General features: G+C 34.8%; 10 protein-coding genes and 1 pseudogene. 9 read left to right on the top strand and 2 right to left on the bottom strand.

Annotation, left to right across the window (positions count from 1 at the left end; genetic code table 11):
* Positions 1–224: pseudogene (locus tag WFK35_RS13885) on the bottom strand (hypothetical protein); the annotation flags it as partial.
* 60 nt (positions 225–284) lie between these two features.
* Between WFK35_RS13885 and WFK35_RS13880 the strand changes: the two are divergent.
* The 8 genes from WFK35_RS13880 to WFK35_RS13845 all read left to right on the top strand — a co-directional run bounded on the left by WFK35_RS13880 (position 285) and on the right by WFK35_RS13845 (position 9,568).
* Positions 285–875 carry a thymidine kinase gene (locus tag WFK35_RS13880; protein ID WP_076391046.1) on the top strand — a complete coding sequence of 197 codons (591 nt, stop codon included), beginning with the start codon at positions 285–287 and terminating at the stop codon, positions 873–875.
* A gap of 54 nt (positions 876–929) precedes the next feature.
* A complete protein-coding gene (locus WFK35_RS13875) occupies positions 930–1,268 on the top strand; it encodes a hypothetical protein (RefSeq protein ID WP_076391047.1) in 339 nt (112 codons plus the stop codon).
* On the top strand, positions 1,246–1,548 hold the full coding sequence (locus WFK35_RS13870; protein WP_108408670.1) for a type II toxin-antitoxin system RelE/ParE family toxin: 303 nt from the start codon (positions 1,246–1,248) through the stop codon (positions 1,546–1,548). The genes WFK35_RS13875 and WFK35_RS13870 overlap by 23 nt, the downstream gene beginning before the upstream one ends.
* A gap of 3 nt (positions 1,549–1,551) precedes the next feature.
* Positions 1,552–3,999, top strand: coding sequence for a bifunctional UDP-N-acetylmuramoyl-tripeptide:D-alanyl-D-alanine ligase/alanine racemase (locus WFK35_RS13865; protein ID WP_336733065.1), 2,448 nt, complete (start codon positions 1,552–1,554; stop codon positions 3,997–3,999).
* A 3-nt stretch (positions 4,000–4,002) separates the two neighbouring features.
* Positions 4,003–6,162, top strand: coding sequence for a patatin-like phospholipase family protein (locus WFK35_RS13860; protein ID WP_336733064.1), 2,160 nt, complete (start codon positions 4,003–4,005; stop codon positions 6,160–6,162).
* 7 nt (positions 6,163–6,169) lie between these two features.
* Positions 6,170–6,577, top strand: a complete 408-nt coding sequence (ybeY, locus tag WFK35_RS13855) for an rRNA maturation RNase YbeY (RefSeq protein WP_076391051.1) — start codon at positions 6,170–6,172, stop codon at positions 6,575–6,577.
* A 194-nt stretch (positions 6,578–6,771) separates the two neighbouring features.
* The gene (gene mnmG / locus WFK35_RS13850; protein WP_235132196.1) at positions 6,772–8,634 is read left to right on the top strand and encodes a tRNA uridine-5-carboxymethylaminomethyl(34) synthesis enzyme MnmG; all 1,863 of its coding nucleotides are present in this window, start codon (positions 6,772–6,774) and stop codon (positions 8,632–8,634) included.
* 112 nt (positions 8,635–8,746) lie between these two features.
* On the top strand, positions 8,747–9,568 hold the full coding sequence (locus WFK35_RS13845; RefSeq protein WP_214587792.1) for a class I SAM-dependent methyltransferase: 822 nt from the start codon (positions 8,747–8,749) through the stop codon (positions 9,566–9,568).
* 726 nt (positions 9,569–10,294) lie between these two features.
* Here the strand turns inward: WFK35_RS13845 and WFK35_RS13840 are convergent.
* Positions 10,295–11,485, bottom strand: coding sequence for a phosphoglycerate kinase (locus WFK35_RS13840; RefSeq protein WP_336733063.1), 1,191 nt, complete (start codon positions 11,483–11,485; stop codon positions 10,295–10,297).
* A 636-nt stretch (positions 11,486–12,121) separates the two neighbouring features.
* On the opposite strand from WFK35_RS13840, the gene rpiB reads away from it, so the two are divergent.
* Positions 12,122–12,556, top strand: a complete 435-nt coding sequence (gene rpiB, locus WFK35_RS13835) for a ribose 5-phosphate isomerase B (RefSeq protein WP_336733061.1) — start codon at positions 12,122–12,124, stop codon at positions 12,554–12,556.
* Positions 12,557–12,834 lie beyond the last annotated feature (278 nt).

Raw genomic sequence — 12,834 nt, 5'->3', positions numbered from 1 at the left:
GCAGAAAAATTTTCTTTATTTTCTGAAACCAGCGAAGAATTTTCACTTCCGAAATACTCGATATTTTTTTCCAGCAGCCGGAGAAACGAAATCCTGTTGGCAAGCTCTTCTACAAGATCCTGCTTTGACGAAAGTTCATCTACGTTGCTTATTTTATCCAAAATACCAATGATATTCTTGGATTCAAAAAAAATCTTTTCCTTTAAATCTTGGATGTTCTGCATAGAAGAATCTTGTTAAAATTGCTTACTTTTGATCTTAAAAATATACGGCTAATTTAACAAATGTTTTTAGAAAATACAATTAATCATTCCAAACAAAGTGGTTGGATGGAAGTTATTTGTGGCTCAATGTTTTCCGGAAAAACCGAAGAGTTGATCCGAAGGCTTAGAAGAGCTGAAATGGCAGGGCAGAATGTGGAGATTTTTAAACCAAAACTGGATACCCGCTATTCGGATGAAGATGTGGTTTCGCACAATCAGAATAAAATCCGAAGCACGGCGGTAGAAAATCCCAGCGAAATTCTTTTGCTGGCTTCCAATTGTCATGTAGTAGGAATTGATGAAGCACAGTTTTTTGATGAAAGCATTGTGGATATAGCCAATCAATTGGCAAACGGCGGAATAAGAGTGGTTATTGCAGGTCTGGATATGGATTTTCTTGGAAGACCTTTCGGACCGATGCCCAATCTGATGGCAACTGCAGAATATGTAACAAAAGTACACGCGATCTGCAGAAGAACAGGAAATCTTGCCAATTATTCTATGAGAACTTCCGCAGGAAAAGATCTTGTAGAACTCGGAGAAACAGAATCTTACGATGCGGTAAGCAGAAGAGTTTTTGTGGATGAAGTTTTGAATAAAAAAGAGATTTAATATCAAATTTATTATTAATTTTGTTTAAAATTTAATAGTGAAAACTATCAGAAAATGATATTAGAGATTAAAAATTACATAAAGATCAGCAATTCTATTGACGAGATTCTGAAAAATTCGCCTTTCAAAATGAAATACATCATTGAAAAAAGCGGAATTTCCGAGCCTACGTTTTTCAGAAAAATGAAAGAAAAAAAATTTCTTCCTGAGGAATTGCTGAAGATTGCGGAGATTATAGAACCGGAAAAAATTTCGCATGATGATATTCTCAATGCTATTCAGGAAGGTTTAGACGACGTAAAAAACGGACGGATAACCGAACATATGGCAGTGATGAATGAAGCAAAGGAAAGAATTGCAAAAAAGAAAAATGAATATTTTTTGGACAAATAGAGCCAAATCGGATTTAGAAATTCTAGAAGATTTTCTTATTGAAAACTGGGGGTTCGATGTTTTGGAAGATTTTTATGAAATTTTAGAAAGAAAAATTTCTTTGCTTGAAAATGGAAATCTTATTCATCAGAAATATGAAGACACAGCGTTTCACAAATTACTAATTACGAAACACAACTCTATCATTTATGAAATTTCAGGAAATCAAATAAATCTTTTAAATATGATTAATAACTTCCGAAATCCTGATTCTAATTATAACCTAATTACAGAAAAGTAGTTTATGAACTACACGACAAACCATATCGCAGAAATCACCAATGCGAAGATTATTGGAGACAAAAATATAATAATCAGGAATATCGCTTTCGACAGCAGAATTATTTATTCTACTAAAAATACTGCGTTTATAGCGATCAATACTCCAAAAAATTCCGGAGAAAAGTTCATTGAATCTGCGATCGACCGTGGAATAAATGTCATCATTTCCGAACATCATCATCCGCAGTTTGAAAATATTACGTGGATCATTGTTGAAAATTCGGTTGAATTTCTTCAGAAATTAGCTAAATTTCATTTTGAAAATGCTCATTTAAAATCAATCGGAATTACAGGAAGTAACGGAAAAACGATTTTAAAAGAGTGGCTGTATCAATGTCTGTGGAATGAATTTCCAACGGTAAAAAGCCCAAAGAGTTTCAATTCCCAGATCGGACTTCCTCTTTCTCTGCTTCAGATTAATAATTCACATCAATTAGGAATTTTTGAAGTAGGAATTTCCAAGCCAGACGAAATGGAAAAGCTCGAAAATATTTTCCATCCGCAGATTGGTTTGCTTACCCACATCGGAACTGCTCATCTTGCCAATTTCCAATCGGAAGAGGAGCTGATTGATGAAAAAATCAAATTATTCAAACATTCTGAAACGGTTATTTACAACGGGGATAATTCTCTGGTTGACAAAAAGATAAAGGAATTATATTCAGGTAAAAAATTAATTTCTTACGGCTTTAAGGAAGACAACGAAGTTTACTTCAAAAACAATATTTCGAAAAACGAAGATGTAACGGTACATTATTTCAACGAAGAAATCTCTTTTCCGGTGCATCAGAGAGACGAAGCGACTTTAACGAATGCTTTGGCGCTTGTAACGGTTTTAAAGGAACTTGGTATTGAAAACGAAAAGATTGTCGAAAAAATCAACGCTTTAAAGGCCGTTGAAATGAGACTTGAAGCGATTGAAGGAATTAAGAACAACATTGTCATCAACGATTCTTTTAACCTTGATCTTGATTCTCTGAAAACCGCTCTTCAATTTCTCAATGAATACAACAAACCGAAAAAATCTCTGGTTCTTACAGATATTGTAGGGGTAAATTCAAATTCAAAAGAACTGTATGAAGAAGTTTCCGAGCTTGTAAACGAACAGAAATTCGATTCTGTTTTCCTGATCGGTGATGAAATATCAAAATTTAGTGAATTATTTAAAACTAAAACTTTTACTTTCATCAATACTCCGGAATTAATTGAAAGTAAATATCTTACAGAAATTGAAAACCAAATTATTTTATTAAAAGGGGCAAGGAAATTTGAGATCGAAAGACTTAAAGATCTGCTTGAACTCAGAAAACATGATACGGTCTTAGAAATTAATTTAAATGCTATTCTTCATAACATCAATTACCATAAATCTTTATTAAAACCATCCACAAAAATGATGGCAATGGTGAAAGCAAACTCATATGGTTTAGGAAGTTATGAAATTTCAGAATTTTTACAGCATCATCACATAGATTTTCTTGGAGTTGCTTTCGTTGATGAGGGCGTAGAACTCAGGAAAAAAGGAATCACCGTTCCTATTGTGGTTATGAATCCTGAACAGCATAGTTATGAAACCGTGATTGCCTATAATCTGGAACCGGAAATTTACAGTTTCAGAGTTCTGGAATTATTCTATGAAGCGGTTCAGAAATCCGGATATGATAAAAAATATCCTATCCACATCAAACTGGAAACAGGAATGCATCGTCTTGGTTTTAAAGGCAATGATCTGGATCAGTTAAGCGAGACTTTAAATTCAATGAATCTAAAAGTTCAGAGTATTTTCAGCCATCTTTCTTCTTCAGATTTGCCGGATGAAAAAGAATTTACATTCCATCAGCTTGAAACTTTTGAAAAAAACTCAACCTATTTGATAGAAAAATTGGGGTACACTCCTATCCGACATATTTTAAATTCTTCAGGAATAACCAATTATACCAATCATCAATATGATATGGTAAGAATCGGCATTGGAATGTTAGGAGAATCACCAAATAGTGAAATACAGAAACAGCTGAGATCTGTTGTAAGCTTTAAAACGGTAATTTCTCAAATTTCTTTGGTAGAAAACGGAGAATCAGTTGGTTACAGCCGCCGATTTAAAACAGATCATCAGACGAAAATAGCCACTATTCCTGTAGGATATGCAGACGGAATCCCAAGATTAATCGGAAATCAGGTCGGTAATGTAGGAATCCACAAAACCCTTGCTCCGATTGTAGGAAGCATCTGTATGGATATGATGATGATTAATGTAGATCATATCCCTAATGTAAAGGAAGGCGATACCGTAACCGTCTTTAATGCAAAACCCAGTTTAAAAGAATTCGCAGACTACTGCAAAACAATAACCTATGAAGTTTTAACCTCCATTTCGCCCCGTGTGAAACGGATTTATGTAAAAGATTAGCCTATGAGAAAGCTCCTGATTATTTTATTTGCCTTTCAATTGCTTATGATTCAGTCTCAGGTAAAGAAAGACCTCGTTATTCCGAAAAATCCCAAAATAGGACTTTCTCTTGCAGGAGGCGGAGCTAAAGGATTTTCTCATGTAGGTGTTCTTAAAATACTGGATTCTCTCGGGGTAAAAGTAGATTACATCGCAGGAACAAGTATGGGCGCCATTGTCGGCGGACTGTACGCTTCAGGATATTCCGGAAAAGAGATAGAAAAGATTGTGATGGATACCGATTTCTATTCTTTAATCACAGATCCGAAAGCAAAGCGACAGGAAACAACTTTCTTCAATAAATCCGTTGACAAATATCTTTTGTCTATTCCTCTTAAAAACGGAAAAATCACCCTTCCCTCTTCCATCAGTTCCGGACAGAAAAATGTATATCTGCTGAAGGAACTTTTCAAAAATGTTTCCAATATTGACGATTTCTCCAAACTCCCGATTCCTTTTATGTGTGTCGCGACCAATCTGGAAAGCGGCAATATGCAGATTTTTGAAAAAGGAGATCTGGTACAGTCGATTATGGCAAGTTCTGCATTTCCGTCACTCATGGATCCTGTAAAAATTAACGACAGTATTTATATTGACGGAGCGATGACGGTAAACTATCCTTCCAAACCTTTAAAAGACAAAGGAATTGATATCGTTATCGGGGTAGATCTCAATCAGGATCTTTCCAAACGTGAAGATCTGAACAGCATTATTGCCATCTTAAATCAGGTCATTGATTTCGGAATTAAAAAAGATACCAAAAGACAGTATCAATATACCGACATCAACATCAAGCCCAATTTAACAGGCATGACCGCTACAAGCTATGATGATAAGAAAAAAATTCTCGACAGCGGCTACGTAGAAGGCTTAAAATACGTCGATATCCTCGATCAGCTACCCAAGAGACCTTTCGACAGAATCAGACAGCAAATGAGCCCTATTTATTCCAATGTCTATAAAATCGACAGTCTCGAAATAGAAGGAAGCAGAATTTACGGAAAAAATTATGTTTTAGGGAAAATGGGACTGCGGCTCCCTTCTCTCCAAACCTACGGAAGCATCAATAAACAGATTGATAAATTGGTCGCCACCAACAATTACAAATTCATCAATTACGATATTATTTCCGGAAACAATTCAAATTACCTTAAGCTCTACGTTACCGAAGACGATACAAGACATTTTCTAAAATTCGGATTGCATTACGACGAAATTTTCAAAACAGGACTACTTTTAAACTATTCAGCAAAACGACTTTTATCTCGAAATTCAAATCTTTCGCTGGACATTGTTGTGGGAGATAAACCCCGATATTATTTAAACTATTTTATTGATAACGGATATATTCCGGGCTTCGGAATTTATTCTTCGGGAATGAGCTTTAATTTGAAAGACGTCAATAACAATGAAGTCGACAAATGGATATGGCTGAGAAATGAAGCTTATATTCAGTCGATCTGGAAAGATAAGTTTGCCATCGGCGGCGGGATCAGTCACGATTATTTCGAAGCAGAATTCAATGGCGATAATAAAAGATACAGCAGATTTCTTAATCCGTACATATTTCTGAAAAGCGACACCCAAAACGACAGAGACTTCCCTACCCGCGGAATTTACATTAATGCAGAAGGAAAAGTAATTGATCTTTTAAAATCTGAAGTAGAAAAAAGACTCGTTCAGGTAAAAGCAGATATCAGAATAAATCTTCCTCTTTCAAAACAATTTTCCTACAGACTCAATCTTTACGGAGGAATTACCATCGGAGAAAACCTTCCCGATTTTTACAAATACAGACTTGGAGGAATCTTTGAACAGAATATTGTAAACTACAGAAGCTTTTCAGGATTCTATTTTGCTCAGCTGAACAGCAATAATGTGGTTTTAATTTCAAACGACCTTCAGTTTAAATTCAATAAAAACTATTTCCTGAGCGGAAACTTTTCATTTGCCAATCTTTCCAATGATATCACCTTTGAGGATGCGGTAAAATTAAACTTCAGTTCAGTAGGATTAACGGCTGGATACAAATCTCCTTTCGGGCAGATTAAAATCAACTTCAGCCATTCACTTAAAAACAATCAAAAAGGCATATTCAGTGTTATCTTAGGACACTGGTTTTAATTACAAAATGATACAATTTTTTTACGAAAACTTACCCGAATCGGTAAACACAGAATACAAAAAATGGCTGGAAGACCTTATTCTTTCAGAAGAAAAAAAGTTGGGCGAGATCAATTATATTTTTTGTGACGACGAATATTTACTCAAGGTAAATCAGGATTATTTACAGCACGATTACTATACCGATATCATTACATTTGACTATGTAAAAGGGAAGACTATAAGCGGAGAGATTTTTGTATCTTTGCAGCGCATTTCAGACAACGCTTCTACCCTATCCAGAAATTACGAAGAAGAATTACGGAGAGTTTTGGCTCACGGTATTCTGCATCTTTGCGGATATAAAGATAAAACAGAAGAAGAAGAACTGCAGATGCGAGGAAAAGAAGATCATTATTTAGCAAAATACCATTAAGTTTTTTAGGAGCTTAATCCCGCTCTCCGCACTCGCTATTTTCTTTTTTCAAAAGAAAATGAGCTCAAACAAATGCTGCGATCGGGGCTAAATAAAGTGCAAGAGAACAGATTTAAGACAATAAAATTTACAAATGTTTCACGTGAAACATTTGTAAAAAAGAGTAAAAATTAAGGCTTAAAACAAGCAAAAAAATGATTTCAGAAATATATGATGTAATCGTAGTGGGTGCCGGTCACGCAGGATGTGAAGCAGCCGCTGCAGCAGCAAATTTAGGTTCAAAAACGCTGCTTATTACAATGAATATGCAGACCATCGGACAGATGAGCTGCAACCCTGCAATGGGAGGAATTGCAAAAGGACAGATCGTAAGAGAAATCGATGCGATGGGAGGATATTCCGGAATTGTAGCAGACAAATCTGCGATCCAGTTCAAGATGCTGAATCTTTCCAAAGGTCCTGCCATGTGGTCTCCAAGAACACAAAATGACAGAATGCTTTTCGCGGAAGAATGGCGTTTGGCTTTAGAAAATACACCCAATCTTGATTTCTTTCAAGACATGGTAAAGCAGCTTATTATCGAAAATAATAAAGTTGCCGGAGTGGTTACTTCATTAGGAATAGAGATCAAAGGACGTTCTGTAGTTCTTACCAACGGAACTTTTCTCAATGGTTTGATCCACGTTGGAGACAAACAATTAGGAGGCGGAAGAATGGGCGAACCAAGAGCTTTCGGAATTACAGAACAGCTCGTTTCTTTAGGCTTTGAAGCAGGAAGAATGAAGACAGGTACCCCACCCCGCGTAGACGGAAGAAGTCTGGATTATTCTAAAATGGAAGAACAGAAAGGCGATGAAAATCCTCAAAAATTCAGTTATTTAGACACTCCCAAATTAACCAAACAATTAAGCTGTCACATCGTTTATACCAACGAAACAGTACACGATATTTTACGTGAAGGTTTCGACAGAAGCCCAATGTTCAATGGTACGATTCAGAGTTTAGGACCAAGATACTGTCCGAGTATTGAAGATAAAATCAACCGTTTTGCGGAGAGAAACAGACACCAGTTGTTTGTAGAACCTGAAGGGTGGAAAACAGTAGAGATCTATGTAAACGGATTCAGCTCTTCCCTTCCGGAAGATGTGCAGATCAAAGCAATGAAACATATTCCGGGATTCGAAAACGTAAAAGTATTCCGTCCGGGCTATGCCATTGAATATGACTACTTCCCTCCTACCCAATTGAAGCATACCTTGGAAACAAAATTAATTGATAATTTGTATTTCGCAGGACAGATCAACGGGACAACGGGATACGAAGAAGCAGCCGGACAAGGTCTTATTGCCGGAATTAACGCTCACAACAAAGTAAAGGAACAGGATGAATTTATCCTTAACAGAGATGAAGCTTACATCGGAGTTTTAATTGATGATCTTATCACAAAAGGAACAGAAGAACCGTACAGAATGTTTACCTCAAGAGCAGAATACAGACTTCTTTTAAGACAGGATAACGCAGACATCAGATTAACACAAAAAGCTTTTGATTTAGGTTTAGCCAAAGAAGAACGACTAAAAAGAGTAAATGAGAAAGTCGCTCAGAGTGAGGAACTTGAAAACTTCCTTCGGGAAACTTCTTTAAAGCCGGGGGTAATTAATCCTATTTTGGAAACTATTGAAAGCAGTCCTGTTGATCAGGCTTATAGAGCAGCACAGATTCTTACAAGACCGAATATGACGTTGGAAAAACTGGATCAGATCGACTTTATCAACGAAGTTTCTTCTAAATTTGATGATGAAGTAAGAGAACAGGCAGAAGTGAATATCAAATACAGAGGCTATATTGAGAAAGAAAAAGAAAATGTAGCTAAACTAAACCGTCTGGAAAACATAAAAATTCCGGAAGATTTCGATTATACAAAAATTTCAAGTCTTTCTGCAGAAGCCAAGCAGAAGATGACGAATGTAAAACCAAAAACAATTGCACAGGCTGGAAGAATCAGCGGAGTTTCGCCAGCAGATATTAACGTTTTATTAGTTTATTTAGGACGCTAAAACGAAAATGTTTCACGTGAAACATTCATAAAAATACAATCAAAAATTAAGGTATTTATGAGCTTATACAAAGGTCTGAATATCTTAATTTTTAATTTTAAAGAAAAATCAAATGAAAATAAAAGATCATTTTCTATCTCAGGAAATTTTTGAAATTATTGAAACAGATACCAAAGGAGTTTTCAAGACCTCTCCTATTCCATCCAATATTTCAAAATATTATGAAAGTGAAGATTATATTTCCCACCATCAGGATTCCGGAAGTCTTAAAGAAAAACTGTATAAATTTTTACAGTCCTTTAATTTGCAGTACAAAAAAAATATCCTTTTAGACCGAATCAGCAAAGGATCAAAAGTTTTGGATTACGGTTGCGGAGCCGGAGAATTTGTAAAGTTTATAGAAAATGATTTCGAAACTTTCGGTTTTGAACCGGATGCAGATGCAAGAAAAGCAGCGCAGAATAAAATTTCAAAAGCTGCTATTTTAGATAATATTCATTCCATTGAAGATAAAAGTCTGGACGCAATTACTTTATGGCATGTTTTTGAACATATCGAAAATCAGGACGAGATGCTGGAAATTTTCAACCGTAAACTGAAAGACAAAGGACTGTTGATTATTGCCGTTCCCAATCCTACTTCTTACGATGCGAAACATTATAAAGAATATTGGGCGGCGTATGATGTTCCGAGACACATCTATCATTTTTCAAAAAAAGGTATGGAAAATCTGATTGCCAAAAAACCCAACTGGAAAATGAGAAAAATCAAACCGTTGATTTTAGATTCTTATTACATCTCTATGCTAAGCGAAAAATATAAAAAATCAACCCTGTTTTGGCTAAAAGCAACGATCTTCGGAACGATTTCTAACGTAAAAGCCCTTTTTTCGAACGAATTTTCAAGTTTGATATACATTATCGAAAAAAAGTAGAAAATCGAAATTTAAGCCATTTCTGAAGGTCGATTTTTCAGAATTTGAGTCATGAAAATCAAAATCCCGGGAAATTGTCCGGGATTTTATTTTTTATCGACTCCCCTACCCGAGTCAAATTTTCAGAATATTTTTTACACAAGATTAAATTTTGAAAAAAATCAGATCAGAATTTTAAAATTTGTTAGTAAAAAGTTAGTAATTCAAAATTTGACTCTATTTTTTAAAAATTAGAAAAGTAACAATAGTTTTTAAAAACTTCAATTTTCATCCTTTTAGAATTTTGAAAATTTTAATCATTACATCATTATCATATTTTTTGACTTATCGACTAATTTTGAAATTAACTCAAATATGAGCAATTAAGTAAAAAATGAATCATCAAAAATTTTTATCCATTTCAGAAATTTCAATTCATAGGTAATTTTCAAATTTGAGAAATTATCCTTTGATAAATCAAAAATGAAAATTTTTAATTTTATTCTAAACTGAAATTTGAAAATAAAAAATTCTTTTTCGTAATAATTAAAAAAACTTTGAGTTCTTCGCTGAGTGAAACGCCTTTGCGAACTTAAAAACAGCTAGTAAATAAAAAATCTTAGCGATACTTTGCGTTAAAAAGTAGTAACATTAATAACACATAATCAAATAAAAAAATTTCAAGTTGAGCAAAAATAAAAAGTCCGCTGAAAAAATCAGCGGACTTAAGTATATAAATTAATTCTTTTAATTGTTAATGGCAGCAACACCCGGAAGTTCCAAACCTTCCAGACTTTCCAACATCGCTCCTCCTCCGGTAGAAACATAACTTACTTTTTCTCCGTAACCGAATTGCTTCACAAACGCAACACTGTCTCCTCCTCCAACTAAAGAGAAAGCTCCCAATTTTGTAGCTTCGGCAATACTGTCTCCCAACGCAACTGTTCCTGCAGCAAAGTTAGACATTTCGAAAACTCCGATCGGTCCGTTCCAAAGAATCGTTCTGGAATTTAACAACACATCATTGAACTGATCTCTAGATTTCGGACCTGCATCCAATCCCATCCATCCTTCAGGAATTTCGTAAATATCCACTTCTTTTCTGTCGGCATCATTACTGAAACTTTCAGCAATTACTGTATCAGACGGAAGATAAACTTTTACTTTATGTTCCTTCGCTTTTTCTAAAATCTCCAGTGCTAAAGGTAACTTATCTTCTTCCACTAATGAAGTTCCGATCTTTCCGCCTAAAGCCTTAATGAAAGTAAACGCCATTCCTCCTCCGATGATTAAATTATCAACTGCCGGTAAAATATTTTCTATAATGGTAATTTTAGTTGAAACTTTAGAACCGCCAAGAATAGCTGTAACAGGTCTTTCACCGCTCTTTAATACTTTATCAATCGACTGAAGCTCTTTAGCCATCAATAAACCGAAAAATTTAGTTGATGGGAAAAATTTAGCAATAACCGCTGTTGAAGCGTGCGCTCTGTGAGCTGTTCCGAATGCATCATTCACATATGCATCTGCTAATTTAGAAAGCTGTTCTGCAAAAGCTTCATCGCCTTTTTCCTCTTCGTTATGAAAACGCAGATTCTCCAACAAAAGAATTTCACCCGGTTTAAGCTCAGAAGCTGCCTTTTCAGCCTTTTCTCCAACACATTCGTCCACAAACTTAACTTCCTGTCCTAAAACCTCAGAAACCTCGTCTACGATATGTTTCAGTGAAAACTCGTCTTTAACCTCTCCTTTTGGTCTTCCCAAGTGAGCCATCAGTATTACAGAACCGCCATCTTTAAGGATTTTATCCACGGTTGGCTTTACCGCAACAATTCTCGTATTGTCTGTTACTTTAAGCTGGTCATCCTGCGGAACATTGAAATCCACTCTTACAAGCGCCTTCTTTTCATTGAAATTGAAATCATTGATTGTTTTCATATGTACATTTTATATTTTTTCGGGTGAAGTGAACCGACTTTGAGAATCCATAAGCTTTAATTTTCCGGCAGGTCGGGTTCATTCATTTCTTTCAAATTTTGTTTCACAAATGTAAGATTTTAAAATTTTCAGAACGATTCAAGCTTTGAAAAGTTTTCAAAAAGTTTCCCGCAGACTCATCATTCATCAATCAACATAATTTCTTTTCTCTTAAAAAAAGAAAAATAATACTGTTGTTGAGTATTGTTAGTTTAGGGGATAAATTTTAATGAAATACTTTACCACATTTAATTTTAAGCCAATTCACAACTTATATACATTGTAATCCATTGATATTAGAGTATTTCACATCGTTATTAACAAATGTGGGTAACTTTATAAAAACATTATTATTAATAAATATTTTATGGAAAATCCTGAGAATTCTCCCCAATAACTTTGTGTAAAAAAATGTAGGATCTATGAAAGTAAAATTCCATTACAAAATTTTTCAATGTTACGAAACTTTAGTTTTAGAACTTTTTTCAACAGTTACCCACAAGCGTTTTCACAATTAACTCCCAAAAATTTAAGACTTATCCACATTATACTTAACTTTGTGTGGAATAAATCTATTAAAGGCTTAATACAAGTATTATGAAAAGAAAAATAGCAATTGCTGCAGACCATGCAGGCTATGAATACAAGGAGATTGTTAAGAACTATCTTTCAGAACGATTTGAAATTCAGGATTTTGGCACGTTTTCCACAGACAGTGTGGATTATCCGGACTTTGTACACCCCGCTGCTACGTCGGTTGAAAACGGAGAAAATGAACTGGGAATTTTAATCTGCGGAAGCGGAAACGGAGTTCAGATTACTGCCAACAAACATCAGAAGATTCGCTGCGCACTTTGCTGGATGCCGGAGATTGCTTCCTTAGCAAGACAGCACAACGATGCCAATATGATTTCGATCCCTGCGAGATTTATATCAAAGGAACTGGCTATTGAAATTGCTGAAAAATTCCTTTCTACTGACTTTGAAGGAGGTAGACATCAGAACAGAGTTGATAAAATTGCATTTTGTTAAAATATATAAAGGCTTGTAAATCAAATTGCAAGCCTTATTTATTTTTTATTTGTATATTTGCAGTGTCCGATAGAGTTTACAACTTATTATTTCCATACAAGCCTGTAGAAAATTTAAAAACACATTATTAAAAGGTTTTTCTCCACTCTTCTCCATATTTGTATTAAATTTATACAAAACTAAAACTTCCGTTGTAGAATAAATGGAAGGAAGATTGATGGGTTTTTACCAGTGAACTAAAATTTAAGATTTAAAAATCTTACGATTATTCGGTATTT

The sequence above is a fragment of the Chryseobacterium sp. VD8 genome (assembly GCF_037149975.1).
Classification (GTDB): Bacteria; Bacteroidota; Bacteroidia; order Flavobacteriales; family Weeksellaceae; genus Chryseobacterium; species Chryseobacterium indicum.
Note: the sequence above shows the minus strand (reverse complement) of the source record. Positions and strands in the feature narration are given on the sequence as shown.